This is a genomic window from Streptomyces sp. NPDC045968, from assembly GCF_056430475.1.
In genome coordinates, this window is the sequence record NZ_JBWKLF010000002.1 from 205,151 (window position 1) to 231,950 (window position 26,800).

Here is a 26,800-nt window from a genome sequence, read left to right on the forward strand (position 1 = left end):
CCGCACACCTCGCCAACCGGGTGACAGGACCGGTCAGGAATCGAGAAGCGCGACCCCCGGGCCACGGCTAGCGTGACGGACACGGCCAGCACGATTCGCCCACCCACGACCACAGGAGTGACCATGACCGGCTCTGCCACCCAGGGAATCAAGACCGTGCTCCACCCCGTCTCCGATCTGGCGGCGGCCAAGGAGGTGTACACCGCCCTGCTCGGCGTTCCGCCGCAGACCGACGAGTCCTACTACGTCGGCTTCGAGGCGGCAGGCCAGCACATCGGGCTGGTACCGGCCGGCGGGCCGCAGGGCACGACCTCTCCGGTGACCTACTGGCACGTTCCGGACATCGAGGCGAAGCTGGCCGAGGTGACCGCCGCGGGTGCCACCGTGCGGGAGAAGGCCCACGACGTGGGAGGCGGCCGCCTGGTGGCCACCGTCACCGACCCCGACGGAAACGTACTCGGGCTGCTTCAGGACCACTGAATCCCCAGCGTGCCGGCGCACGGGAGTTATAGGGTCCGGAGCCTGCCGGACCGAGTCTGGGCCGCCCGCGGGCACCGCGAGCGGCCCCGCGTAACAGATGGAGACACGATGAGCACGGCCAAGAGAACCAGCACGCAGTCGCCTGCGCCGCACGCTGCCGACAGCCACGATCTGATCCGTGTGCACGGCGCGCGCGTGAACAATCTCAAGGACGTCAGCGTCGAGATCCCGAAGCGCAGGCTGACGGTGTTCACCGGCGTCTCCGGCTCGGGCAAGAGCTCTCTTGTGTTCGGCACGGTCGCCGCGGAGTCGCAGCGACTGATCAATGAGACCTACAGCGCCTTCGTGCAGGGCTTCATGCCGACGCTGGCGCGGCCCGAGGTCGACGTACTCGACGGCCTGACGACCGCGATCATCGTCGACCAGCAGCGGCTGGGCACCGACCCCCGCTCCACCGTCGGCACCGCCACCGACGCCAACGCGATGCTGCGGATCCTCTTCAGCCGCCTCGGGAAGCCGCACATCGGATCGCCCAACGCGTTCTCGTTCAACGTCGCCTCGGTCCGGGCGAGCGGTGGTTTCACGGTCGACCGGGGGGCCGGCAAGACCAAGACGGAGAAGGTGACCTTCACCCGCACCGGCGGCATGTGTACGCGCTGCGAAGGCCGGGGCACTGTCTCCGACATCGACCTCTCCCAGCTCTACGACGACTCCAAGTCGATCGCCGAGGGCGCGTTCACCATCCCGGGCTGGAAGTCGGACAGCTTCTGGACCGTGCGGACCTACGCCGAGTCGGGCTTCCTCGACCCGGACAAGCCGATCAGCAAGTTCACCAAGAAGGAGATGCAGGACTTCCTCTACCGTGAACCGACCAAGGTGAAGGTCGAGGGCGTCAACCTCACGTACGAGGGACTGATCCCCAAGATCCAGAAGTCGTTCCTCTCCAAGGACCGGGAGGCGATGCAGCCGCATATCCGGGCGTTCGTGGACCGGGCGGTCACCTTCACGGAGTGCCCCGACTGCGGCGGCACCCGGCTCAGCGAGGCGGCCCGGTCGTCGAAGATCGGCAGGATCAGCATCGCCGACGCCTGCGCGATGCAGATCAGCGACCTCGCGGAATGGGTCCGCGGCCTCGACGAACCGTCGGTCGCGCCGCTGCTCACCGCGCTCCGGGGGACACTCGACTCGTTCGTGGAGATCGGCCTCGGCTACCTCGCGCTCGAACGGCCTTCGGGCACGCTGTCGGGCGGCGAGGCGCAGCGCGTCAAGATGATCCGTCATCTCGGCTCCTCGCTCACCGACACCACCTATGTCTTCGACGAGCCCACCACCGGCATGCACCCCCATGACATCCAGCGGATGAACAACCTGCTGCTGCGCCTGCGGGACAAGGGCAACACGGTGCTGGTCGTGGAGCACAAGCCGGAGACGATCGCGATCGCCGACCACGTCGTGGACCTCGGCCCCGGTGCCGGTACGGCGGGCGGAACCGTCTGCTTCGAGGGCACCGTCGAGGGCCTGCGGACCGGCGGTACCGTCACCGGCCGCCACTTCGACGACCGGGCCTCCCTGAAGGAGAGCGTGCGCAAGCCCACCGGAGCGCTGGAGATCCGCGGCGCGACGCGGAACAACCTGCGCGACGTGGACGTCGACATCCCCCTCGGAGTGCTCTGCGTGGTCACGGGCGTGGCGGGCTCCGGCAAGAGCTCGTTGATCCACGGGTCGATCCCCGTGGGGGCGGATGTCGTCTCGGTCGACCAGGGAGCGATCAAGGGCTCGCGACGGAGCAACCCGGCGACGTACACCGGACTGCTCGACCCGATCCGCAAGGCGTTCGCGAAGGCCAACGGCGTGAAGCCCGCGCTGTTCAGCGCCAACTCCGAGGGTGCCTGCCCGACGTGCAACGGCGCCGGTGTCATCTACACCGACCTGGCGATGATGGCCGGCGTCGCCACCGTCTGCGAGGAGTGCGGGGGCAAGCGGTTCGAGGCCTCGGTCCTGGAATACCGCTTCGGCGGCCGGGACATCAGTGAGGTGCTCGCGATGTCGGTGAGCGAGGCCGAGGAGTTCTTCGCCGCGGGCGAGGCACGCACGCCTGCCGCGCACCGCGTCCTGGAGCGCCTCGCCGACGTGGGCCTCGGCTACATCAGTCTCGGCCAGCCGCTCACCACGCTGTCCGGCGGCGAGCGGCAGCGGCTCAAGCTGGCCACCCACATGGCCGAGAAGGCCGGGGTGTACGTCCTCGACGAGCCGACCACCGGCCTCCACCTCGCGGACGTCGAGCAGTTGCTCGGTCTGCTCGACCGGCTCGTCGACTCCGGCAAGTCGGTCATCGTCGTCGAGCACCACCAGGCGGTCATGGCGCACGCCGACTGGATCATCGACCTGGGCCCGGGCGCCGGCCACGACGGCGGGCAGATCGTCTTCGAGGGCACGCCCGCCGACCTGGTGGCGGCCCGCTCCACGCTCACCGGCGAGTACCTCGCGACGTACGTCGGCGCCTGACCCGGACGTCCCTGCCCCGCCCCCCTGCCCCGGTCCTCGGCCGGGGCGGGGAGACCTGGGCAGGCCCTAACCCATACCCGCGTACTCGACGGGCGGGGCGATCGCCTGGGCGTCCGCCCCCTCCCCCACCCACAGACCGATCAGGAACGCGGCGGTCGCCTCCAGCAGGGCCGCCCGTTCGAGCCCTCCGCCGTTGAGGGGCAGGCACCCCAGATCGCGTACCAGAGTGCGTACGGTGTCGAGGGCCCGTACGTCGTCACCGCAGAGCGGAACCGCGAGGGGGCGGCCGTCGAACACCGGCGGGTTCCTGCGCCACACGCTCTCGTGGCAGAGGTTGAACGCCTTGACGACGCGTGTGCCGGGTGCCGCGGCGGCGATGCGTTCGGCGGCCGACGGCCCGCCCTGGGTCGTCAGGACGAAGCCCTGGGCCACCGGATTGGTGCAGTCGATCAGTGTCCGGTCCGCGAGGACGTCGGCGAGGCCGGACACCACCGGCTGCGCGGCCGCGTACGGCACGGCCAGCAGCACCGCGTCCACGCCGTGCTCGGCGGCGTCCCGCAGGCTTCCCGCCCTGGCGCCCAGACGCTCGGCGAGGGCGGCCGCCCGGCTCATGTCCCGCCCGCCGACCAGTACGTCGTGACCGGCCCGCGCCCACTGCCCGCCCAGCGCCTCCGCCATGCTGCCGGTGCCGACGATCCCGATGCTCATCATGCTGAACTCCCCACTCGTACCAACGAATTCGGCACGACACTAGGCAGCGGCTGCGGCACCATTCGGTAAGTGACCACTGATCAGGGCTTTCTCGCCGACTGCCGCGCCCGACTCGCGTTCGACCTGCTCGCCAACACGTGGAACGCGGTGGTGATCTGGGCACTCCGCGACCGTTCAGCACGTCCCGGCGAGCTGCGTGAGCGGATCGGCGGAATCAGCCCCAAGGTGCTGACCGAGACGCTGCGTCGGCTCCAGCTGAACGGGCTGGTGGAACGCCATGCCCACCCGGGTTCGCCGCCGCATGTCGAGTACGGGCTCACCGAACTGGGCCGGACCCTGCTGGGGCCGATCGACGCGTTCGGGGCGTGGGCCTTCGAGTACGGGGACGAGGTGATGGCGGCCCGGGCCCGGGAGGAGGGGCCGCCGGCCGACTGATGCCGGGGCTGAAGTCGGCCACGTCCCGCCTCACCAGTGGGACTTCACGATCCGCCGCTGAGCCGCCGGGGGGCGGCTCAGCGGTCGGTCGTCAGCTGCGGCCGCCCATCGGTGGCCGGTCGTCAGCCGCCGGTCGTCAGCGACCGTCGATGAGCGCCTCCGCCAGGTCCGGCGAGAAGGAGCCGGCCGGCGGGGAACCTGCCGGGCACTGCGGGGAGTCGCCGTCGGAGTCACCCGGATTCTTGATCCACAGGAGGTACTCGGCGCCGCCCGTGCCCGCGCGGGACGTCACGCCCAGCTTGCGGCCGGGAGGATTGCAGAACCCGACGTGACCGCTGGAGGGAACTCCGGGGGTGACGTACCCGCCGTTGCCGTTACGGGCGGTGTCGATGACCCAGCGGGTGTCGACGCCGAAGTCGTTCTTGATCTGCGTGGCCAGCCGGGCGCCGTACTGGTTGGAGATGTCGGTGGCGTCGAAGTTGGAGACACCGATCGACACACCCCTGGCCATGGAGACGCCGGAACGATTCAGCAGGTAGGCCATCCGCTTCAGGCCGATGCCTCCGTTGTCGTTGAAGTCCGGCCCCAGGGTCCAGGTCGCGTTACCCGCGTCGAGGTACGTACGCGTCAAGGGGCCCTGGGCCGCCAGGTGCTGGTTGGCGTACCAGAGCATGTCGAAACGGGCTTCGAGCGCCTCGCCCGAGATGCAGCCGGGGTCGGACGACTGGGCGACCGCGTCGGGCTCCAGGATCACGACGGCCGGGCGCCCGGCGATGCCCTGGGCGAACGCGTCGATCCACTCCTTGTAGCGCGCGGCGTCCTGCGAACCGCCCGAGGAGGCGCCACCGCAGTCTCGGCCGGGGATGTTGTACGCCACCAGCACCGGCAGCTTGCCCTTGGCCGCGGCCGCACCGACGTAGTTGCCGACCTCGGCCTGGATACCGGTGTTCGCATTGCCGTCGGCGTCCCAGTTGCCGAACCACTTCGCGGTGTTGTTGTCGCCGATCGCTGACCTGATCTTCGCGGCGCGGGGGTCCGTGGTCGTCTGGGCCCACTTCGTCGCGTTGTTCGCCGGGTCGGTGTAGAAGCCCTCGCGTGCGGTGGACGTGGTCAGCGAGACGTTGTCCATCGTGATGACGCTCTTGTCGGGCAGCCCGCCCACCTGGAAGTCGACGTGGCCGTCACCCGTCTGGAGCGTAGAGGTGAACGTCCAGCTGAAGCGCTGGGTACTCGTGGTCAGGTTGACGCTCTTGTCCAGCGACGTCGGATACGGCTCGGTGCCCAGCTGAACCGTCGACTTGATGGTCCCCGGCACGGACGCCTTCGCGTCGAACGAGAGCGTGTACGTAGCTCCCTGACGCAGGTTGATGTTGTTCTGGCCCACCACCGCGTCCCAGGGGTTGCCCCCTGCCCCTGTGCCGGTGACAGTGATGCGCATCGCCCCGTTGACGGAGGCGATGGGGGCCTTCGCCGCACCCCACCAGGGAGCGGTGAGCGAGTCGAAGGTGCCGTTCTGCACCAACTCGCCGTACAGGGGCTGCTCCGCACCGGCGACGGCGGTCGGGGCGGGGCCCACGAGCAGGGCCGCCGCGACGGCCGGTGCGGCTATCGCGGTGATCGGTCGGAAAACGTGTCTCATTCTCTGCCTTCCTTGAGTACGCGCACATGCGGAAATCATGACGTGGACAACGAACTCGGCTTATGGATCGCGCGGTGCAGATTACGCAACGAAGCGCCCGCGAGCGGAGAGAATGATCCAATTTCTCGAATAGATGTCCTAAAAGCAGATGTCCTAAAAGCAGGAGCAGACGGCACAACGCGATCCGGCCCGCCAGGTCCGTCGGGGACCGGGCGGGCCGTTCAGTGCGGGCGGACGGGATCAGATGTCGATGACCCGGTAGGCGATGGTGTAGACGCCGCCCGAGCCCTGGAGCACCCGGTACTGCGTCTCGGCGCCGAACTCGTTGCCCGTGATGTTCACGGAACCCATCTGGTCGTCACCGCTCGTGCTGTCGTAGTCCCACAGCGAGAGCGTGCGGCTCTCCTGCTTGCCGAGAATGAGCATGTAGTTGTTGTTGCTCTCGGTGAGCGTGCGCACGTAACCCGTGCCCATGGTCTGGTACTTGGCGCTCGCCGGCCACAGCTTGACCGGCTGCCCGCCCGCGGCGATGTTCAGGTACGCCTCGTCGTGGTCTCCCTCGCTCTCGTCACCGCAGCGAAGGTCGACCAGCTGGATCTGCACGTAGTCGACCGGGTCGGCGTGTGCGGCGCCCGCGGCCCCCACCAGCGAGCTGAGGCCGAGAGTCGCCGCAAGGGCGAGGCGGGTGAGGCTTCTGACGGTCATGTTGTCCCCCGATTCGGGTAGATTCAGCCGGTCCCCCGACCGGCTTGGCTACAGACTGCCGTGCCGGCCCCCGGCCGTTCTACGCGCGTTCCGCTGACCGGAACCGTCCCGGTGGAAACTCGGCGGCGAACACCGTCACGTCCCGGCCGGCATCTGGTCCGGAGGCCTCTCGCGTACGTCAGTAGTGGAGGACGGCGGGCAGATCACGTGAGGCGGCCGCCGCCCGCCCGAGCGCCGCGGTGATGGCGGCGCCCGCCTGCACCGCCTCCTGGGCCGCCCGCTGCAACCGGTGGGCGGACAGGACCATCACCGCCACCGCGGCCACGGTCCGGTTGTCCGGCGAGCGGACCGGCAGCGCAGCGCAGCAGATGCCGTCCATCACCTCACCGCGCTCCAGGACCGCCCCCGGCAGACGCCCGGCGGCGCGGCCGGCACCTCGTGCGCTCAGGACGTGTCCTGCTGCCGTGTCCAGCAGGAAGCTCATCCCGTTCCTGACCGGCACCAACGGTTCCGCCTCCCCCGGTACGGAGGCGACGGTGAGGGCCCGGCCGTCGTGGAGCACCGTCAGCAGCGCACTGGCTCCCGTGGCCGCGCGCAGCCGGTGCAGTGGGTGGCGGGCCGCCACCCGTAAACCGGGGTACGGCTGCCATGCCTGGCCCAGGCGGTAGAGCTGGGAGCCGACACGGTAGCGGCTGCCGCGCCGCTCCACCGCGCCCACGAGCAACAGCTGATCGAGCAGCCGGTGCGCACTGCCCTTGGGTAATCCGCACTCCACGGCGATCTCGCTCAGTCCTGCCTCGCCACCGCACCGCCGCAGCGCGTCCAGCAGCGCGAACGCGCCTTCGAGCACGCCTCGGCCGCGTGCGGGCGTGGCAGAGCGCGTCTCATCCACCTGTGACATGTATCCCCCCGGATGCATCCCCCTGACCGTGTCCCCTCCGGGCACGGCCGCAGGGCGAGCATGCCCGACGCTCAACCCGGCGCCCAGCGGGCGCACACAAAACGTGAGCCACGGCACAGGTCCCGCCGCCCGGCTGGTGCCCGTCTTCCTCGCACCCGGCTCCGGGGCCAGGGTTTCGGTCGTGGTGATTTCATGTGGCGCATGTCATCAAGATGGTCATCATGGAAAGGAGTGCCCGACCTGGGCGACGTGATCAGACATGGCCAGATGCCGATGGCAGGTGAGTCGTGATGTCAGTGCAACAGCCCGGCAAGGGCGAGCCGCCCCACTCGCCGACCGAGCTCCCCAAAGCATCATGGATGAAGGTGCTGAAACGCACGGTCAAGGAGTTCAAGCGGGACGAACTCACCGACCGGGCGGCCGGTCTGACCTACTACGGCATCCTGGCGCTGTTCCCGGCCCTGCTGGTCCTCGTGGCGCTGCTGGGCATCGCGGGCGAATCCGCCACCCGGACCGTGCTGGACAACATTCAGAAGCTGGCCCCCGGCGCGGCCCGTGACGTGATCACCAACGCGGTGACGCAGTTGCAGTCCAGCGGCGGCACCAGCTCCGTCCTGGCGATCGTCGGCCTGCTCGTCGCGCTGTGGTCCGCTTCCGGATACATCGCCGCGTTCATCCGCACCTCCAACGTCGTCTACGACATTCCCGAAGGGCGCCCCGCCTGGAAGGTACTGCCCGTACGCGTCGGCCTGACCCTCGTCCTGATGATCCTCGCCTGCGTCAGCGCGCTGATCGTGGTGCTCTCGGGCGGCATCGCCCGTCAGATCGGCACGGCGCTGGGCGTCGACGACACGGCCATGACCGTCTGGTCCATCGCCAAGTGGCCCCTCCTCGTGGTGCTGGTGGCCATCATGCTCGCGATCCTGTACTGGGCGGCGCCCAACGCGAAGGACCGCGGCTTCAGATTCGTCTCGCTGGGAAGCCTGCTGGCCCTGCTGATCTGGCTGGTCGCCTCGGCCGCCTTCGCCTTCTACGTGGCGAACTTCGGCTCCTACAACAAGACGTACGGCACCCTCGCGGGCGTCATCATCTTCCTGGTCTGGCTGTGGATCACGAATCTGGCGATCCTGCTGGGCCTGGAGTTCGACGCGGAGATGGCACGCGAACGAGCGGTCATCACCGGCCACCCCACCGACGAAGAGCCGTACGTCGAACCGCGCGACACCCGGAAATGGACGGACGAGGACCATAGGGCCATGGGCACCGCCGAGCCGGGGCCCGAACGAGACCAGGACGACGAGGAAGGCGGCCGGTGAGCGCGCGGTATCACCCTTGAGGTCATACATCGTGGCATCGTGGTGGCATGACCATCGACGTACGCCCGGCTGCGGACTTCGGGGACGTCCGTGCGCTGCTCGGCCCGAAGTCGCCCGGGGCCAACGTCTGCTGGTGCCTGAGCTACCGCATCCCGTCCAAGCTCAACAACGAGCTCCGGGGCCCGGCCCGAGGTGAGTACGTCGCGGAGCTGTGCCGTACGCGGCCTCCGCCCGGAGTGCTCGCCTACGACGGTGACGAGCCGGTCGGATGGGCCGCCGTCGCACCGCGTGCGGACACCTCCTTCGCGCGCAGCCGCAAGATCCCGCACGTCGACGACCTGCCCGTCTGGTCGCTGTGGTGCATCCGCGTACGCCCCGGGCATCGCAAACAGGGGATCTCGCACGCCCTCATCGCGGGCGCCGTCGGCTTCGCCCGTACCCACGGCGCACCGGCGGTCGAGGCGTATCCCCTGGACAACGGCGACGCCAAGGTCGACATGACGATGGCGTACGCCGGAATCCGGAAGAACTTCGAACGCGCCGGATTCACCCACGCCGCCGACACCACCTCGGTGCTGGCCGGCCACCCCCGCGTCCTGATGCGGCTCGACCTGCGCTGACACGGATCGTCGCCGGAGGGGCGATGCGTGCCGCGTCGCTCAGCGGGCGATCACCCACCGCTGGGCCCCGGACCCGTCGCACGTCCACACGCCGAGCTTCTTGTAGTCCTCGTCGTAGGTCAGGCAGTCCTGATCACTGATCCGGATCTGGTACGCGTCGCCCCCGAGGTTGACCACCTCCCACTTCTGCAGCGAACTCGCCTTCCACGAGGCGATGTTCGCGAAGTAGGTGCTCGTGTTCTCCGTGAGGTCCGGCCCCAGGCCGTTGGTGATCTCGTAACGGCCGCCGTCCGTCTCCTTGAAGGTCCACTGCGCGTTCGCGGCGCCCAGCTTTCCGGCGACCACCGTCGAACCGGAGGCGGCGTTCGTCGCGACGGCTCCCAGGTTGTTGACGGTCTTCAGGTACACAGGAACCCCCACCGGCGGCCGGCCCGAGCCGGTGGGCGTGGTGGCCGCCGTGTCGGAGCGGTATCCGGGGCGGGGGCCCGGGTTGGCGGGAACACCCGGTGTGATGGGCGTGTCCCCGGGGCCCGGAGTCTCGCCCTTGGGCACCCCGGGGACCGTCGGCACCTCGGTGGGGCGGAAGTTCACGGTGGAGCCGGCGCGGTCCCACAGGCCGTAGAAGGCCCAGTTGCCCCAGCCTCCGTCGCCCTCGTTGGTGAAGCTGCCGCCGCCGGAGAAGACCCAGATCCGGTAGGTCTGGTCCTCGCGCGAGGTCTCGTCGTGGTACTCCACGTCCGTCTGGAACGCCACGTCCTGAAGGTTCTGCTGGTAGCGGTTGACGAACCACGGATCGCCGAAGGCGTTCTTGCCCTTGATGTCGAAGATCATGATGTTGTAGTAGCCGCCGGTGTGGTTCGTCAGCATGTCGAGGAGCCCCTTGACGAAGGCCTCCCGGGCCAGCCTCTTCGTCTGGCCGCTCTGCTGCGCCGCCAGGATGCACCACGTCAGGCTTCCGGTGCCGTACGAGCCCGGTGTCACGGCGCTCGCGGCGTTGCAGTTGTCCGTGATGGGGTCGTACGTGCCGTCCGCCACCGCGGGCTGGGCAAGACCACCGACCGTCAGGGCGCTCACACATACGGCGGCCAGAGCCGACAGCTTGCTTCTCGAACGCACGGGTTCTCCTTCGATGGGGCGGACCGGACTACGTACGCCTAGAGCGGTAAACGACCTGGCCTGATACGCCGGTTTCCGGTCAACTCTTTTCAGCCGTGCGCGACCGTGTGCGGCCCTCGGAAAGTGCCGTACTGGTGTCCGGACCAAGATCACCGGCCGTTAACATCCCCGCATGTCCGACACCGCCGCGCAGCGCCTCCTGCGGAACGACTCCCGCACCACAAGGGTGGCGACCCACGAGACCCTCGCGCTCCCGACCGCCGGGGCGCAGGCTCTTCTCCGTACCCTCCGAGCCCGGGAGAAGGTGCTCGCCCTCTACCACCAGGGGCTGGGGTACGCCGCGCTCACCGAGAGCGCCCTCATCCTCGTGGGCGGCGGGTCCGCTCCGCAGGCCACACGCGTTCCGAGGCCCCTGACGATCCTGCGCCCCGCGCACGGCGTCCGGCAGCTCGTGGACGTGTCGGCGGAAGGGCGGAGCGTGAGCCTGTGGGGCTCGCAGCTCGACACGTCCGGCCAACTCCTCCTGTCTGCCGGGACGCTGGCGCCCGACCTCCTGGCCAAGGACTCACGTACGGCCACGGTCGCCGCCGGCGAGAGCGTCTCCCTGCCCGACGCCCACAAGAAGGCGCTCCTGGAAGAGCTGAAGCCCGGTGAAGCAGTCCGGGCGCTCTACCGCGACGGCTGGGGCCATGCGGCGCTCACCGGGCACGGTCTCGTCCTCCTGCGCAATCTCTGGGCGGCGCCCGAGGTGACCCGGGTGCCTGGCCCCCTGCCGATACTCCGCCGCAGGTACGGACTGTTCGACGCCGTCGAGATCCTCGTCGACGGGAAGCCGCACAAGCTGGACGGATCGAAGCTCGACCCGAAGGGAGAACTCCTCCAGTCCATGGGGGAACTCCTGCCTTCCGCGTCCCCCCTGCGTCCCGGTCGCGGGATGCGGTTGGCCACCTGGATACGCCGGCATCCCGTGCTGATGTCCACCGGCGTGGCCGCGATAGTCCTCGGCGGCCTGGCCTCGGACCCCGGCGGAGACGACGCCGTGGCACAGGTCCACACGGAACACACCCTGACCGTCCCCGACTTCGCCGGGACCTCTCTCACCGCCGCCGTGACGGAGGCCGAGGCGCACCCGTGGCTGAAGGTCTCGGCCATGGACGCCTCCTCCGCCTTCCGGCCGCTGAAGCCCACCGAGCGGGGCTGGCGGGTCTGCTTCCAGACTCCCGACCGCGACCGGACGGTCCGCCCGTCGGCCAGGATGCTGACCCTGTACGCGGTCCCGGACCGGGAGGAATGCCCGACGCGGCTGCTCGGTCCGCGCCGCGTCGTCATGCCGGACCTCATCGGCGAGTGGTACGACGACGCCTCGCGCGCTCTTGAGGACCTCGGCCTCGATCGCGCGGTCGCCTTCCACGCCCACACCGGCAAGCGTCTGGACGGCACCTCGCGCGACCCGGCCGACTGGCAGGTCTGTCGCCAGCAGCCGGAGCCCGACACCGAGGTCTCGGCCCACACCCGGGTCGACCTGTGGCTGATCGGTCCCGACGACCCCTGCACCGAACCCAGCCCGAAGCCGAAGCCCACACCTGAGCCGAAACCGAAACCAAAGCCGAAGCCGAAGCCGTCCTACGGCACCTCCTCTGGAGGCAGCACCACAGGAGGCACGACCAGTGGGGGCAGCACCACCACGGGGGGCAGCACCGGCGGAAGCACCACCACCGGCGGCTCCAGCGGCGGCGGTTCCGGCAGCTCGGGCAGCAGCGCCGGCGGCACCGCGGGTGTCGGGTTCGGGCAGTTCTGCTCCCCCGTCGGCGGCACCGCGACGACTTCCGACGGGCGGCCCGCGAAGTGCTTCATGGGCAAGGACGGCCAGGCCAGGTGGGGGTACAACTCGGGGTGACGCGCAGCCGCCGAAGGCCTCGAAGGGGCCGGCGCCCACTGCCCCCTGAGTCAGCAGATGATCTCCCGTAGGACAGGATGACCGCATGACTGACCCCGCAGAACAGCCTCCCCTCCGCCCCGTCAAGGGAGTGGCCCACTGCGCCGTCGCCACCCTCGCCCTCGCGGGAGCGGCCTGGGCGGTCGTGGGCGTGTGGCACATCCGGCTTGCCGCGGCCGGGCAGCCGCCGTCCGGGCCGCCGGACCAGGGGGGCGGCCGGCACCGCCCGCTGAACGCCCTGGAGGACTCGTACCACCTCGTCAGTTCCCTGGCAGAAGGTGCCACCGCGCTGTGCGCGATCGTCTTCCTGGCCTGGCTGTGGAGCGTCCGCGACAACGCCCGTGCTCTCTCGGCGCAGCCCGCCCGCTACTCCTGGCCGTGGATGTACGTCGGCTGGGTCCTCCCCGTCGCCAACCTCTGGATCCCCCGCGGGATCGTCGTGGACATCCACCGTTCGAGCGCCCCCGGTGAACGCCTGCCGCGCTCCGTGAACTGGTGGTGGGGCCTCTGGCTGGTCGGCACGGTGACCGGGACGGGCCTGATGTACTCCGAAACGACCGACACCGTCATCGCGCGCGCCTACACCGACCCCGCAGCGCTCCTCTTCGTCGACGCGGCCGTCGTCGGTTCTGCCGTGGCAGGCGCCCTCATGGTCCGTGCCCTCACCGCCGTACAGCAGAAGCACATGCCCGCGTCGCGCCACCCGGGCGGCGCGTCGGCTGCGGCTCCGGCCGACCACGTCGGCACCACGCTCAGTGATCGGTGAGCCACTCGATTGCCTGTATTTGTGTCCTAAGGTCGCGAGAGGTGGTGACGTTGAGCGGACAGGCTGTCGAGACATGAGGAAGTGACATGGTTCAGGGCTTCTCCAGAGAACCGGGCACCCACGGACCACTCACCGAGGTCCAGCCGGAGGGACAGCGGAAGATCACCCGCTGGGCGGTCGCGATCGCCCTGGGCGGCTTCCTCTTCGGTTTCGACACGGGCGTCGTCTCGGGCGCCCTGCTCTACGTCAAGAAGGACTTCGACCTGAACTCCTTCGAGCAGGGAAGCGTGGTCAGCGTCCTGCTCATCGGGGCGGTGGTCGGCGCCATGTCGGCCGGCGACCTGTCCGAGAAGATGGGCCGCCGCAAGGCCCTGGGTCTGGTCGGCGTGGTGTTCATCATCGGCACGGCCATCGCGGCGTCGGCGAACGGCTACACGGTACTCATGGCGGGCCGGGTGATTCTCGGCCTCGCGGTCGGAGCCGCGTCGGCGACGGTACCGGTCTACCTGTCGGAGATCTCACCGACGAAGATCCGCGGGCGTCTGCTCACACTGAACCAGCTGATGATCACGCTCGGTATCCTGATCGCCTACCTGGTCAACCTCGCCTTCGCCGGCAGCGAGGACTGGCGGGCCATGTTCGCCGTCGGGGCGATTCCGGCCGCGCTCCTGGTGGCGGCCACGCTGTGGTTTCTGCCCGAATCGCCGCAGTGGCTCATTGCACATGGCCAGGCCGAGAGGGCGCGCAGGGGAATCGCCGCGGTCATCGACGAGGCCACGGCGGACGCGCTGATCGAACGGGCCGAGCAGAGGATCGCCGACGAGCGCAAGAAGCAGGAGAAGTCCCAGGCGTCCGGCGAAAGCACCAAGCGACGGCTCCTCACCCCGGACGTGCGGCCGGCCCTCATCCTGGGGCTCGTCCTCGCCGCAGTACAGCAGTTCGGCGGCATCAACACGATCATCTACTACGCGCCGACCATCATTCAGCAGACCGGCCTGGACGCGTCGAACTCCATCTTCTACTCGGTGTTCATCGGCCTGATCAACCTCGTCATGACGCTGGTTGCGATCCGGCTGGTCGACCGGGCGGGCCGCCGCATCATGGTCCTCGCCTCGCTGGCCCTCATGGCGGTCTCGATCTTCATGCTGGGGCTGGCGTTCGTGGTCGGTATGAACTCGGTCCTCACGCTGCTGTTCATGGTCATCTACATCGCCGCGTACGCGGGCGGCCTCGGGCCGGTGTTCTGGACGCTGATCGGTGAGATCTTCCCGCCGTCCGTCCGGGCCGAGGGGTCCAGCGCGTCCACGGCCGTCAACTGGGTGTCCAACTTCGTCGTCAGCCTCGCCTTCCTGCCCGTGGCCAGCCTCATCGGCCAGGGCGAGACGTTCTGGATCTTCGCCGGGATCTGCGTGTTCGCGTTCTTCTTCGTCAGCCGCTACCTGCCCGAGACCCGCGGCCGGAACCCCGAGCAGATCCAGGAGGGCCTGCGGTCCCGCTTCGGCCACCAGCCCGACCGGCAGCCCACGAAGACCGTCTGAGAACCGGCACCGGCATCAGCTGCGGGCCTCTTCGGCGGCGAGGACACGCGGACGCCACCCCGCCTCATCCGCCGCCGCGCGGTGTCAGGCCAGGGACCCTGCCCGTGCGGGGTCGATGGCGTGCTGGAGAGGCTCATCCCGTGTGAGGCGGCGGAGTTCGTCGAGGACGAGCTTTCCGAGCCGGTGGCGTTCGGCTCCGAGTGCGCCGCCGAGATGGGGTGTGAGGACCACGTTGGGAAGCGTGAAGAGGGGCGAGTCCGGGGCCGGGGGCTCGGGGTGGGTGACATCGAGTACGGCGGTGAGGTCGGGTCGCGCGCACAGGACTTCCGCTGCGGCCGTCTCGTCGATGAGCGCGCCACGCGCGGTGTTGATCAGCGTCGCGCCCGGCACCATGGAGTTCAGCAGCCGTGACCCGATCGTGCCGCGGGTCTCGGGCAGGAGGGGCGCGTGAAGGCTGACGACATGAGAGGTGGCGAAGAGCTCCTCGATGCCGACGAGCCGGGCGCCCGCCTGCCTGACGGTGTCCGCGGAGGCGACGGGATCGGCCGCGAGGACCTCGATGTCGAACCGGCTGAGATGGGCCGCGACGAGGCGGCCGATGTGCCCGAGCCCCAACAGGCCCACACGTGAACGGTAGGCGCCCGGGACCTCCGGATGGTGAGGGAAGCGACGGCTGCTCGCCACGTCCCGGCTGATGCGATGCACCTGCTTCAGCCCGAGGAGGACCTGGGCGAGTGTGAACTCCGCGACCGGGATGGCGTTGGCCGCGGCGGCGGAGACGATCGGAATTCCGCGGGCCCAGAAATCGGGCGTGGTCAGGTGCCGGACGGACCCCGCTGCGACGAGGACGGCCCGCAGGCGAGGTGCGTGCGACAGGAGGGCGGCATCGAGGACGGGCGCGCCCCACCCCGTCAGCAGGACGTCGGCGCCTCGCAACGCCTCGGGTTCCTCGCCGAGTTGCTGTCGCGTGAGGGGCGGCCCCTGCCAGTGCACGAGCCGGTCGATCTCGGCGAGAACCTCACGGGGGTAGACGTCCGCCCTGCGTTCTTCCTCCATGACCAACAGTGCTGTCGGTCTGGCGGCCGGCACGTTCATGTGGATCACTCCTCAGCCATGTACTGACGGGTCGTCACATATCGACCCGCGATCTGATCGGATGTGTGGGGAGATGCCTGACTGGTTGTCGAAATTTGGCGCGGCTTGTTCGATACATAGGTCGGATCATCCGCAGGGACGATACATCGGATGACTGACGGAACGGCCCAGTGAAGCGCACTTGCCTCGCGCTCGCCACCCCAGCGACTGTCACTATCGCGTGCGATGTCCTCCACCTAGCGTGATCAGGGCCCTGAGCAGCCGATCCGTTACTTCATCTTGCAACAACCCGGGCGGCGAATCGTCTCGGCTGCTCCCTCGCGCCGCACGGGCGGCGCACGGAGACGCGTCTGTGGAGTCCCGCGCGGGCCCTCATGAATTTTTTGCATTCATCGGACTATTGACCGCGGATTCAGACCCCGTTAGCGTCCCCGGCAAGCGCTTTCCAGGCCAGCTGTGATGCGGTGAAACGGGAGTTGTCATGCAGAGATCGCGATGGATCGGTGCGGGTTTTCTCGCCTCGGCACTGGTCCTCACCAGCTGTACGTCCGGGCCTGCGGGAGTGGACGCGAAGCAGGACTCCGAAGCGACGCTCGAACTGTGGACCAGGACGACACCCGGCGGACCGGGAGAGCAGGGGACGCTCAGGCTCGCCGCGGCCTTCGAGAAGGCCACGGGCCACACCGTCAAGGTCACAGCCATCTTCGACGACTTCGAGACCAAGCTGCAGCAGCGGGCCGCGCAGAAGAACCTCCCCGACATCGTCATGAACGACGTGACACAGCTCGGTGCCATGCACAGCCAGGGTCTGCTCCGGGAGATCGACCTGGACAAGATCAAGAACAGCGGACAGACCATCGAGCAGGGGCTGGCCTCCGGCAAGAGCGTGGACGGCAAGCAGTTCGGCCTGCCGTACTCGGCGCAGGCGTCCGCGCTGCTCATCCGCAAGGACTGGCGGGAGAAGCTGAAGCTCGGGGTCCCGCAGAACTGGGACGACTTCGCCGCGATGGCCAAGGCATTCACCACCGAGGACCCCGATGGTGACGGCAAGAAGAACACCGCCGGCCTCGCCGCACCCCTGTCCACCAAGCGCGGCTACGCCTCCTGGTACTTCTCCAACTTCCTCTGGGCCGCGGGCGGTGACTTCATCACCGATGCCGGGGACGGCACGTACAAGCCCTCGATGACCACGAAGGCGTCGGTCGAGGCGATGCGGTGGTTCCGCGACCTCGGCTGCGAGGACAAGGCGATCCAGCCCGGTGCCGTGACCATGGAGACCCCGCCCACCAACGAGACGTTCGAGGCCGGCCGGACCGGCATGTTCGTCGTCGGTCCGTACCTGCTGCCGCGCTTCGACGAGACCCTCGGCAAGGACAAGTACGAGGTCGTGCCGATGCCCAAGGGGCCGAAGGACGCGACCGTGCTCGCCGAGGGCGGCTCCATCTACCTGATGGCGGGCTCCGAGAACAGGGCGGGCCAGGACGCCTTCGCCGACTTCGCCATCTCCCCCGAGGGCCAGAAGACCGGCATGGAGGGCGACACCGGCTTCACCGTGCAACTGCCCGTCAACAAGACGGTGGACATCTCCAAGGTCCGTCCCGACGCCCGCTGGACGACGTACTCCGAGGTGTACCGCGACTCCGGGCGGTACGCACCGTCCATCCCGAACTGGACCCCGGTGCGACAGACGACCGCGGAGACCGTCAACGCGCTGATGGCCGACTGCGACCTGGACATCGAGACGGAGCTGGGCGAGCTCGACAAGCAGCTCGCCGACATCCTCAAGGAACAGGGAATCGCCGCTTCATGAGTCTCGACCAGGCGGATACGGCCGCCCCCGCGTCGGCCGCGCCCGTCACCCGGAAAACGGGCCGGCCGGCCGCCGGCCGCCGAAGAAACAACCGCCGGGCGGGCCGGTGGTGGACGCCGTGGCTGTTCCTGGCCCCCGCGCTGCTCCTCTTCCTGTACTTCAAGTTCATCCCCATGGCCAGCGCGCTGACCATGTCCTTCCAGGAGGTTCAGCCCTACCTCGGGAACACGTGGGTCGGCACCGAGAACTACTCCACGGTGCTTCAGTCCGACGGATTCCGCGAGGCCGCGTGGCACACCGTCGTCCTCGCCGCCGGGCAGACCGCCGGCTCGATGGCGCTCGGTCTCGCCCTCGCGCTGCTGATGGAAGGGCAGGGCCGCCGACTGGGATTCGTGCGTTCCGCGGCGTTCCTTCCGGTGGTGGTACCCATCGCGGTCGTCGCCGAGCTGTGGCGGATCATGTACCACCCCACCGCGGACGGCATGCTCAACTCCATCCTCGGCGTCGTGGGGTTCGGCCCCTCGGGATTCATCAACGACCCCGACACGTCGATGGCCTCCATCATGCTCACCGGCATCTGGCGGGGCGCGCCCTACGACATGATGATCTTCCTCGCCGGCCTGACGAGCGTGGACCGCGGTCTGTACGAGGCCGCGAAGGTCGACGGTGCCTCCAGAGCGCAGCGGGTCTGGCACGTGACGATGCCCGGGCTGCGGTCGGTGTTCTCGATCCTGTTCATCCTCGCCGCGATTCGCGGACTGCGCGTGTTCACCGAGGTGTTCCTGCTCACCAACGGCGGGCCCGACGGGTCCACCGAGGTCGTGATGACCCTGATCTACAAGCTCGGTCTTGAGCAGAACCGACTCGGCGTCGGCGCGGCGGGAGCCGTCCTGCTGTTCATCGCGACGCTGGTCCTGACCGTCGTCGTGCACCTGTTGCGACGGAGGGAGAGCAAGTGAACGCGCCGAACGACACCGCGCTGGGCCTGACCGAGAGCCGGAGCCCGGGTGGCCGGATACTGAAGGCCCTCACCTACCTCCTGGTCCTGATCGTCTTCGCCGGTCCCCTGATGGCCCTGCTGGTCAGTGCCTTCACCCACGTCAAGGACCCGACACAGCTGAGCGTCATCCCCTCCGGCACCACACTGGACAACTTCAGGATCGCCTTCGACCAGGGCGTGCTGGCGTATCTGCTGAACTCGTTCTTCGTCGTCGGCTTCGGGCTGCTGCTCCAGGTGGCCGTTTCCGTCCTGGCCGGATACGCGCTGGCCAGGAAGGTGTTCCCCGGGATGACGCTGGCGCTCGTCGCCATCCTGGCGACGCTGATGCTGCCCGAGGAGATCCTCGCCCTCCCGCTGTCCCTGATCCTCGCCGACCTGCCGGTCCTCCACTTCAACCTCATCGGCACCCTGGCCGGAATGATCGTCCCGCTGGGCGCCTGGGGCTTCTCCATCCTGGTGATGACCGAGTTCATGAAGGACGTGCCCCGGGAGCTCGAAGAGGCCGCCCGCATCGACGGCGCCGGCGATCTGCGCATCTTCGCCCAGATCATCCTGCCGATGTGCAAGCCCGCCCTCGGGGTCATCGGAGTCTTCGGCTTCACCATGATCTGGGATCAGTACCTGCTCCCCCTCCTGGTCGCCACCGACTCCTCCTCGTACACGCTCCCGCTGGCGCTGCGGACCCTGCGGATCGATCCCGCCGTCACTCCGGGAGTGGTGATGGCCGCGTCTCTGCTGGCCCTGCTGCCCTCCGTGATCGTCTTCCTGTTCTTCCAGCGTTCCTTCGTCCACGGTCTGTCCTCCGGCGCCCTGAAGGGCTGACCCGGCACGCCTCGCACCACCCACGCCCTCAGCCCTCCGGTACGACAAGAAACGATTCCCCATGACCCCGCGCATTGATCCGAGCGTCGAACCCGGCGCTGATACCCCGGCCACGCCCGCCGCGAGCCCGGTTGCCCCGGAGACGACGTGGTTCACCACGGCCCGGTTCGGCATGTTCGTCCACTGGGGCCTGTACTCCCTGGCCGCACGGCACGAGTGGGTCAAGAACCGGGAGGAACTGACCGACGAGCAGTACCAGGTCTACTTCGACCACTTCGACCCCGACCGCTACGACCCGGTCCGGTGGGCCAGGACGGCGAAGGCGGCGGGCATGCGGTACGTCGTCCTGACGACCAAGCACCACGACGGCTTCTGTCTGTGGGACAGCGCCCTCACCGACTACAAGGTCACCAACACCCCGTACGGCCGCGACCTCGTCGGCCCCTTCGTCGAGGCATGCCGTGCAGAAGGGCTCAAGGTCGGCCTCTACCACTCCCTGATCGACTGGCACCACCCGTCCTTCCCCGTGGACGGCACCCATCCTCAGCGCGACGACGAGGAGTTCAAGGCCGCGACCGCCGACCGGGACATCCGCGCGTACCAGAGCTATCTGCACGGCCAGGTCCGTGAACTGCTGACGTCCTTCGGACGCGTCGACTACCTGTTCTTCGACTTCTCGTACGCGGGCCGTACATGGTGGGGTGGCAAGGGCCCGGACGACTGGGACTCCCCGAAGCTGCTGGAGATGATCCGCGAACTCCAGCCGCATGTCCTCGTCAATGACAGGACCGGCCTTCCCGGCGACTTCGTCACCCCCGAGCAGTACCAGCCGTCCGGCCCCATGACCGAGAACGGGCGGCCGGTCCTCTGGGAGGCGTGCCAGACGCTCAACGGGAGCTGGGGCTACGACCGTGACAACCTCGACCACAAGAGCGCCGATCTACTGATCCGTATGCTCGTCGACGGCGTGTCCAAGGGCGGCAATCTGCTGCTCAACGTGGGCCCCAACGGCCGTGGCGACCTCGATCCGCGCGATGTCGCGGTGCTCGGGGAGATCGGCCGGTGGATGGACCTGCACGAGCGGTCGGTCCGCGGCTGCGGCCCGTCCCCGTACACCGCCCCGGCCGAGTGCCGGTACACCCAGCGCGGCAACCGGCTCTACGTCCACCTGTTCGCCTGGCCGTTGCGCCATCTGCACCTGCCGGGGCTCGCCGGCCGGGTGCGCTACGCCCAGTTGCTGAACGACGCGTCCGAGATCACCCGGGTCCATATCGACCCGGACCGGCCCGCCGTCAACACCGAGATGGGCGGGCAGCCCGCCGGAACGCTGACCCTTCAGCTCCCCGTCCGGCGCCCCGGCACTCCGGTTCCCGTCATCGAGCTGTACCTGGACGCTCCGGCGGACCGCGTCGGCGGCTGAGGCGGCCCCACCCCCGATCCACCCCTACACGGAGGCATCATGCAACGACGCACGTTCCTCATGGGCGCCGCGGCGGGAGCGGCACTGGTCGCCGTCCCCGTCGGCGGTCCGACCACCGCGAGCGCGACCGCTGTTCCGGCCACCGTCGGCTCGCTGGACGAACTGCAGGCCGCGATCGACCGGGCCCGGCCCGGTGACCGTATCGTCGTCGCCGACGGCACATACACCGTCCCTTCGGACCGACCCCTCACCGTCCGGAACAAGCAGGGCACCGAGTGCGCGCCCGTGACCGTCGTCGCCGAGTCCCGAGGCGGTGTCGTCCTCGACGGCGCCCACAGCTTCGTCTTCGACCGGTCGAGCCACATCACCGTCAGCGGCTTCGCCTTCCGCCAGAGCAGCACCCTGGAGGTCCCCGAGACCTGCTCGCACATCAGGCTCACCCGCAACGACTTCCAGCTCGCCGACATCGAGGGCCTGCACTGGGTGATGGTGCGGGCGGACGACAGCACGGTCGACCACAACCACTTCCACGGGAAGAGCACGCTCGGCATCTACCTCGGTATCGAGGGCGCGGGCACGGAGGCGATGGCCCAGCGCGTCCACGTGCACCGGAACCACTTCTCCGACCACAGTTTCACCGGGTCCAACGGCGGCGAGCCGATCCGGCTCGGGGTGAGCCCCCGGGCCCTGTCCAGCGCGCACGCGGTCGTGGAGTACAACCTCTTCGAACGCTGCAACGGCGACCCCGAGGCGATATCCGTCAAGAGCTCCCACAACGTCATCCGGCACAACACCATCCGCGACAGCTTCGGCGGGATCGTCCTGCGGCACGGCAACCACAACCGGGTGGAGGGCAATCACCTCGTCGCCGGTACGGAAGGCCTGCGGATCTACGGCAACGACCACGTGATCGTCAACAACTACCTCGGCGGTCTCTCCGGACGCGCCCTGGTCATCGGCAGCGGTTCGGCCCGCGACCACGTGCCCGGCGAGACGCCTGCCGAGCGCCGCGGCAACGACGCTCCCGACCGGGTCCTCATCGCGTACAACTCCCTGGTGGACAACGCGGACACGCTGTCCGGCGAGAGTCACCGCCCTCACGAGCCGCGGGACGTGACCATCGCCGACAACCTGTTCGTCGGGAACGCGGGTGAGCTGGTCGCGATGGCGAACACCGTACGTTTCAGCTGGTCGGGCAACCTCCTGTGGGGCGCCGCCGCCGACGGCAACGTCCCTGCCGGTGGTGGCACCCGCGTCGATCCGAAGCTGGTGACCGACCCGGACGGCATCGCCCGGCTGTCCGCGGGGAGTCCGGCGATCGGCGCGGGCACGCTCAGGCGGCCACCCGTCACCCACGACATCGACGGCCGCCCGCGCGGCCGGGTCCGGGACGTGGGCGCGCACGAGTACATGGACAAGGCGCCCAGGCGCGGGCCGCTGACCCCGGCCGACGTCGGTCCCCACGCCCGCTGAGCACGCCCGCACGAGGCGCGGCCCGCCGCGCCCCGGCTGCCACCGGTTGCACCCGGCACGCCCAGCCGCGGGGGCTGTGCGGACCGGCCCGGTACGTTCCTTTCGCTACAGGAGGCATCATGCAACGACGCACGTTCCTCAGAAGCACCGCGGTGGCAGCGCTCGCCGCCGTCCCCCTCACCACCACGCTGTCGGGCAGCGCATCGGCGGCCGACAAGCCGGTCGGCTCGCTGGCCGAACTCCAGAGCGCGATCAACAGCGCGGTACCCGGCGACCGGATCATCCTGGCCAACGGCACCCACACCGTCCCGTCGGGCGGTGCCATCACCGTCTCGGGCAGGAACGGCACCAGCAGCGCACCCATCACCATCGTCTCGGCGTCCCGCGGCGGCGCGGTGCTGCGCGGCACGCGCAGCTTCGTCTTCAGCAACTCCAGCAACATCGTCGTCAGCGGCTTCGCCTTCCGCCAGAGCAGCACCCTGGAGATCCCCGCGGACTGCACGCAGATCCGGCTCACCCGCAACGACTTCCAGCTCGCCGATGTCGAGGGCCTGCACTGGGTGATGGTGCGGGCGGACGACACGAAGATCGACCGGAACCACTTCCACAACAAGTCGACGCTCGGCATCTACCTCGGTATCGAGGGCGCGGGCACGGACGCGATGGCCCAGCGCGTCCACGTGTTCAGGAACTACTTCTCCGACCACAGCTTCGCCGGCGACAACGGCGGCGAACCGATCCGGCTCGGCGTCAGCCCCCGGGCGCTGTCCAGCGCGCACGCGGTCGTGGAGTACAACCTCTTCGAACGCTGCAACGGCGACCCCGAGGCCATCTCCGTGAAGTCCTCCGACAACACCGTCCGGTACAACACCATCCGCGACAGCGGCGGCGGAATCGTACTGCGCCACGGCAACCGCTCCAGGGTGGAGGGCAACTACCTGATCGGCGGGGACGAGGGTGTGCGCCTCTACGGGAACGACCACCTGATCGTGAACAACTACCTCAGCGGCCTGTCGGGCCGGGCCCTGGTGATCGGCAGCGGCACCACCCGTGACCACAACTCGGGCGAGACGGCGGACGAGAGGCGGGGGAACGACGCGTGCGACCGCGCGGTGATCGTGCACAACTCCCTGCTCGACAACGCCAGTACGCTCTCGGGCGAGACCCGGACGTACGAACCCCGGAACGTTGTCGTCGCCGACAACCTGCTCGTCGGTGACTCCGGCAGCCTCGTCGCGATGGGGGCCACCACCGGCTTCACCTGGCAGAGCAACATGGTGTGGGGTGCGGCCTCCAACGGCAACATCCCGTCCGGTGGCTACACCCGGGCCGACCCCCGGCTCAGCCAGGGACCGGACGGTGTCCTCCGGCTGTCGGCGGGAAGCCCGGCGATCGGCGCGGCCACGCTGGGCAGCCCGGCCGTGACCGATGACATCGACGGCGACCCGCGTGGCAGCGCGCGGGACATCGGTGCCGACGAGTACTCGGCACTGACAGCCCTCCGCCGCCCCCTCACGACCGCGGACGTGGGTCCGAACGCGTCGTGAGCAACGACCGGTGAAGCGGTCCGCCCGCCCGCACGGGCGGACCGCTTCACCTTCCACCCGTGCGGAGTGGAAGCCCGCAGTAAACCATCAGGAGGAGAGACGCGGTGCGCGATGGCGCGGTACAGAATTACGAGCCGTCGGCCGACCGGGCGGGTGACGCCGTGATCCGGCCGGGGCTGTGCTCGGTCACCTTCCGGCGGTTGCCCGCCGCCGAGGTCGCACGTCACGCGGCCGACGCGGGCCTGGAGGTCATCGAGTGGGGAGCGGATGTGCACGCACCCCCCGGGGACCCCGGAACCGTCCGCGCGGTCCGCGAGGTCTCCGACGGAAACGGGCTCGCCTGCTGCTCGTACGGTTCGTACTTCCGTGCCACCCCGGGCGAGCCGGCCGGGTTCCCGGCGGTCGCCCGTGCGGCGGTGATCCTCGGCGCGCCGAGGGTACGGGTCTGGGCGGGCGGAGCCGGATCGGGGGCCGCCACTGCGGACGAGCGGCGGGTGACCGCGGCCTGCCTGCGGGAGGCCGCACGGATCGGCGCGGACCACGGGCTGGAGCTCGCCCTGGAGTTCCATTCGAAGACGCTCACCGACACCGTCGCCTCGACCCTCCGGCTGCTGGACGAGGTGGGCGCGGACAATCTCCGCACGTACTGGCAGCCGCCGCTCGACGCCCCCGACGACGAGGCGGTGGCGGGGCTCGCCGAACTCGGCGACCTGGTCGCCGCGGTGCATGTCTTCTCGTGGTGGCCCGGCAATCACCGCCTGCGGCTGGCAGATCGTGAGGATCTGTGGGCCGGGGTCTTCGACCTGCTGAACAAGCGGCGCGTCCCGACCGAGGCGCTCCTGGAGTTCGTGCCGGACGACGATCCCGCCGTGCTGGCGCGGGAGGCGGGGACGATGCGGCGCGCGGCGGCTCACCGGCCAGGGGGCCCCGGTATGTCTCCTCCCCCTGCGCTTCCCACTCCTCCGGCTCCCCCGACGACAGGACAGTAGAGATGCCCATCGAAGACCGCGACACGCTCCTGTTCATCGGTGACTCCATCACGGACGCGGGCCGCGACCGCACGGACGCCGCGTCACTCGGCAACGGATACGTCCACGAGATCGCGCAGGTCCTGCGGACCAGGGCGGGCGCCGGCGCCGGCCCCACGGTCATCAACAAGGGCGTCAGCGGCCACCGTGCAAGGGACCTCGCGTCCCGCTGGGCCACCGATGTCATCGACCAGCAACCCACCGTCGTCACCGTCAAGATAGGCATCAACGACACCTGGCGGCGCTACGACCAGGGGCTCATCAGCCCCGTCGACGAGTTCGAGGCATGCCTTGACCGCCTCCTCGCGGACACCGCCCGGAAGCTGTCCGCGCGACTGGTCGTCATCACGCCGTTCCTGCTCCCGGTGACCCCGGGCCAGGAACGCTGGTACGAGGACTTGGCACCCCGCACGGACGCTGTCCTTCGCGCCGCGCTGGCCAACGGAGCCGAGGTGGTGCGTGCGGACCTGGTCCTGCCGCGTGCCGCGGAGGAGACGGCCGTGGCGGACCTGGCTCCGGACGGAGTCCATCCGACCCCCCTCGGTCACCGGCTGATCGCCGATGCCTGGCTTGCCGCGGTCGGCTCCGCCCCCTCGGACCCGCGGCCGTAGCGTCCTCGGTGCCGTGACCGCGATCGCGCCGGACCGGGTGAACGTGTTGCGTCACCTGGACGCGCCGCGGATGCGCCGGCCGCCCCGCGGGGCGAGGCTTCGAGGGTTCGCGCGGGATGTTCCCTGCGTCCCACCGAGGGCCGAAGAGAGGACGATGCACGAAGCGTGGCTGCGCATCAGGGAGAACCTGTGGCCTGTGCTGCAGCAGGCCGTGGCTGCGGCGCTCTCCTGGTGGATCGCCAGAAACGTCTTCGATCATCACGTCCCCCTCTTCGCCCCCATCGCCACCCTGGTCGCGCTGAACACGCCCGTCGGAGGGCGGGGCACCAACGCGGTACGCGTCGTGTCAGGGGTCATCGCGGGCGTCATCGTCGGACAGCTCGCCTTCCGGCTTCTCGGCCACGGCGCCGCGTCCGTCGGCGCGGCCGTGCTGTGCGCGCTCCTCGTCGCGCTCGTCGTCGACGGGGAGCGCATCACGATGGCTCAGGCGGCCGTGGGCGCGGTGATCTCCGTGGCGGCCGGCCAGCAGGCCGGCATCGACCGGGTGCTGGACGCGCTGCTCGGCGCCGGAGTGGCGCTGGTGTTCAGCCAGCTACTCTTCCCGCCGCACCCGCTCGTCCTGCTGAGACGGGCCGAGGCCACCACACTGAACGGACTGGGCCGCGCGCTGGAACTGACGGCGCGGGCGCTGGACGAGTCGGAGGAGGAACGGGATGCCCAGCCGTGGGAGGAGCTGCGTCCCGTCTACACCCTGCTGAACGACCTCGGGAGAACGCGGGACGAGGCCGTCGCCGTCGCCCGGCGCACCTCCCGCTGGCGGAGCCGGCAGGAACCCGTCCACCAGGAGATCGCGTCGACGAGGTATCTGGACCTCCTCGGCAACAGCTGCCTCACCCTGATCCGCGGTGCCGCGGCCCTCGACACGGTGCACAGGCAGGCCTTCGCCCACACCGTTCGGGGCCTGTCCGGAGTCCTGGGAGCCCTGGCAGCCGCCCCCGGAAGCCCCGCCGTGCGGCGGCACGCGACCCGGTGGGTGCTCGACATCGTCCGGGGCGCCCCGGACGCGGGCCCAGCTCTCCCGGTCGCCGTGTGGGAGAGCGTACGGCTGGTCGCCGGAGACATCCTGGTCTTCGCCGGGGCGGACGCGGACCAGGCCGAGCAGGCCGTGCACGAGGGGGCCGCCGACGTACCCATCGGAGACCCGCCGGCGTCGCACCGCTCCTCGCCCCGGCCGCGACGCCGTGGACGGCACGGGCCTTCGGCCTAGACCGGCGTCCCGCGGTGCGAATGGCCTCCGTCGGCATGGCGAGGGAGACGGGCGCATGC

General features: G+C 69.6%; 23 protein-coding genes. 17 read left to right on the forward strand and 6 right to left on the reverse strand.

Annotated elements, in window-relative coordinates:
- Positions 1–123: 123 nt before the first annotated feature.
- Together AC07FA_RS06610 and AC07FA_RS06615 are read left to right on the forward strand one after the other, a co-directional pair.
- Positions 124–480 (forward strand): VOC family protein, encoded by a 357-nt coding sequence (locus tag AC07FA_RS06610; RefSeq protein WP_479073602.1) that lies wholly within the window; start codon positions 124–126, stop codon positions 478–480.
- A 108-nt stretch (positions 481–588) separates the two neighbouring features.
- Positions 589–2,985, forward strand: coding sequence for an ATP-binding cassette domain-containing protein (locus AC07FA_RS06615; RefSeq protein WP_479073603.1), 2,397 nt, complete (start codon positions 589–591; stop codon positions 2,983–2,985).
- Between the two features lie 66 nt (positions 2,986–3,051).
- On the opposite strand, the gene AC07FA_RS06620 is transcribed toward AC07FA_RS06615, so the two are convergent.
- Positions 3,052–3,693, reverse strand: coding sequence for an NADPH-dependent F420 reductase (locus tag AC07FA_RS06620; protein WP_479074244.1), 642 nt, complete (start codon positions 3,691–3,693; stop codon positions 3,052–3,054).
- 72 nt (positions 3,694–3,765) lie between these two features.
- Between AC07FA_RS06620 and AC07FA_RS06625 the strand changes: the two genes are divergently transcribed.
- On the forward strand, positions 3,766–4,131 hold the full coding sequence (locus AC07FA_RS06625) for a winged helix-turn-helix transcriptional regulator (RefSeq protein WP_479073604.1): 366 nt from the start codon (positions 3,766–3,768) through the stop codon (positions 4,129–4,131).
- Positions 4,132–4,267: 136 nt separating this feature from the next.
- Here AC07FA_RS06625 and AC07FA_RS06630 read toward each other — a convergent pair whose 3' ends face one another.
- The 3 genes from AC07FA_RS06630 to AC07FA_RS06640 all read right to left on the reverse strand — a co-directional run bounded on the left by AC07FA_RS06630 (position 4,268) and on the right by AC07FA_RS06640 (position 7,376).
- Entirely contained in the window at positions 4,268–5,770 is a 1,503-nt protein-coding gene (locus AC07FA_RS06630) for a glycoside hydrolase family 6 protein (protein WP_479073605.1), read from the reverse strand.
- Between the two features lie 240 nt (positions 5,771–6,010).
- Positions 6,011–6,475, reverse strand: coding sequence for a hypothetical protein (locus AC07FA_RS06635; protein ID WP_479073606.1), 465 nt, complete (start codon positions 6,473–6,475; stop codon positions 6,011–6,013).
- A gap of 178 nt (positions 6,476–6,653) precedes the next feature.
- Positions 6,654–7,376 (reverse strand): IclR family transcriptional regulator, encoded by a 723-nt coding sequence (locus AC07FA_RS06640; protein WP_479073607.1) that lies wholly within the window; start codon positions 7,374–7,376, stop codon positions 6,654–6,656.
- 290 nt (positions 7,377–7,666) lie between these two features.
- Between AC07FA_RS06640 and AC07FA_RS06645 the strand changes: the two genes are divergently transcribed.
- Together AC07FA_RS06645 and AC07FA_RS06650 are read left to right on the forward strand one after the other, a co-directional pair.
- A complete protein-coding gene (locus tag AC07FA_RS06645; RefSeq protein WP_479073608.1) occupies positions 7,667–8,692 on the forward strand; it encodes a YihY/virulence factor BrkB family protein in 1,026 nt (341 codons plus the stop codon).
- 47 nt (positions 8,693–8,739) lie between these two features.
- A complete protein-coding gene (locus AC07FA_RS06650) occupies positions 8,740–9,312 on the forward strand; it encodes a GNAT family N-acetyltransferase (RefSeq protein ID WP_479073609.1) in 573 nt (190 codons plus the stop codon).
- Positions 9,313–9,351: 39 nt separating this feature from the next.
- On the opposite strand, the gene AC07FA_RS06655 is transcribed toward AC07FA_RS06650, so the two are convergent.
- Positions 9,352–10,428, reverse strand: a complete 1,077-nt coding sequence (locus tag AC07FA_RS06655) for an RICIN domain-containing protein (RefSeq protein WP_479073610.1) — start codon at positions 10,426–10,428, stop codon at positions 9,352–9,354.
- A 172-nt stretch (positions 10,429–10,600) separates the two neighbouring features.
- Here AC07FA_RS06655 and AC07FA_RS06660 point away from each other — a divergent pair, with 172 nt between their 5' ends.
- The 3 genes from AC07FA_RS06660 to AC07FA_RS06670 all read left to right on the forward strand — a co-directional run bounded on the left by AC07FA_RS06660 (position 10,601) and on the right by AC07FA_RS06670 (position 14,668).
- Positions 10,601–12,325 carry a PASTA domain-containing protein gene (locus tag AC07FA_RS06660; protein ID WP_479073611.1) on the forward strand — a complete coding sequence of 575 codons (1,725 nt, stop codon included), beginning with the start codon at positions 10,601–10,603 and terminating at the stop codon, positions 12,323–12,325.
- 85 nt (positions 12,326–12,410) lie between these two features.
- Positions 12,411–13,130 (forward strand): DUF4328 domain-containing protein, encoded by a 720-nt coding sequence (locus AC07FA_RS06665; RefSeq protein WP_479073612.1) that lies wholly within the window; start codon positions 12,411–12,413, stop codon positions 13,128–13,130.
- 86 nt (positions 13,131–13,216) lie between these two features.
- Positions 13,217–14,668 carry a sugar porter family MFS transporter gene (locus AC07FA_RS06670; protein ID WP_479073613.1) on the forward strand — a complete coding sequence of 484 codons (1,452 nt, stop codon included), beginning with the start codon at positions 13,217–13,219 and terminating at the stop codon, positions 14,666–14,668.
- Between the two features lie 84 nt (positions 14,669–14,752).
- Here the strand turns inward: AC07FA_RS06670 and AC07FA_RS06675 are convergent, their stop codons facing one another.
- On the reverse strand, positions 14,753–15,763 hold the full coding sequence (locus tag AC07FA_RS06675) for a hydroxyacid dehydrogenase (protein WP_479073614.1): 1,011 nt from the start codon (positions 15,761–15,763) through the stop codon (positions 14,753–14,755).
- A gap of 481 nt (positions 15,764–16,244) precedes the next feature.
- Here AC07FA_RS06675 and AC07FA_RS06680 point away from each other — a divergent pair, with 481 nt between their 5' ends.
- The 9 genes from AC07FA_RS06680 to AC07FA_RS06720 all read left to right on the forward strand — a co-directional run bounded on the left by AC07FA_RS06680 (position 16,245) and on the right by AC07FA_RS06720 (position 26,741).
- Entirely contained in the window at positions 16,245–17,573 is a 1,329-nt protein-coding gene (locus AC07FA_RS06680; RefSeq protein ID WP_479073615.1) for a sugar ABC transporter substrate-binding protein, read from the forward strand.
- Positions 17,570–18,532 carry a carbohydrate ABC transporter permease gene (locus tag AC07FA_RS06685; RefSeq protein WP_479073616.1) on the forward strand — a complete coding sequence of 321 codons (963 nt, stop codon included), beginning with the start codon at positions 17,570–17,572 and terminating at the stop codon, positions 18,530–18,532. Before AC07FA_RS06680 ends, AC07FA_RS06685 begins: the two co-directional genes overlap by 4 nt.
- Positions 18,529–19,395, forward strand: coding sequence for a carbohydrate ABC transporter permease (locus AC07FA_RS06690; RefSeq protein ID WP_479073617.1), 867 nt, complete (start codon positions 18,529–18,531; stop codon positions 19,393–19,395). Before AC07FA_RS06685 ends, AC07FA_RS06690 begins: the two co-directional genes overlap by 4 nt.
- Before the next feature lie 61 nt (positions 19,396–19,456).
- Positions 19,457–20,815, forward strand: coding sequence for an alpha-L-fucosidase (locus AC07FA_RS06695; RefSeq protein ID WP_479073618.1), 1,359 nt, complete (start codon positions 19,457–19,459; stop codon positions 20,813–20,815).
- Between the two features lie 39 nt (positions 20,816–20,854).
- Positions 20,855–22,288 (forward strand): chondroitinase-B domain-containing protein, encoded by a 1,434-nt coding sequence (locus tag AC07FA_RS06700; protein WP_479073619.1) that lies wholly within the window; start codon positions 20,855–20,857, stop codon positions 22,286–22,288.
- Positions 22,289–22,407: 119 nt separating this feature from the next.
- Positions 22,408–23,835, forward strand: a complete 1,428-nt coding sequence (locus tag AC07FA_RS06705) for a chondroitinase-B domain-containing protein (RefSeq protein WP_479073620.1) — start codon at positions 22,408–22,410, stop codon at positions 23,833–23,835.
- Between the two features lie 104 nt (positions 23,836–23,939).
- Positions 23,940–24,824 (forward strand): sugar phosphate isomerase/epimerase family protein, encoded by an 885-nt coding sequence (locus AC07FA_RS06710; RefSeq protein ID WP_479073621.1) that lies wholly within the window; start codon positions 23,940–23,942, stop codon positions 24,822–24,824.
- A 2-nt stretch (positions 24,825–24,826) separates the two neighbouring features.
- Entirely contained in the window at positions 24,827–25,474 is a 648-nt protein-coding gene (locus AC07FA_RS06715) for an SGNH/GDSL hydrolase family protein (RefSeq protein WP_479073622.1), read from the forward strand.
- A gap of 154 nt (positions 25,475–25,628) precedes the next feature.
- Positions 25,629–26,741 carry an FUSC family protein gene (locus AC07FA_RS06720; RefSeq protein WP_479073623.1) on the forward strand — a complete coding sequence of 371 codons (1,113 nt, stop codon included), beginning with the start codon at positions 25,629–25,631 and terminating at the stop codon, positions 26,739–26,741.
- The last annotated feature ends 59 nt before the right edge of the window (positions 26,742–26,800 follow it).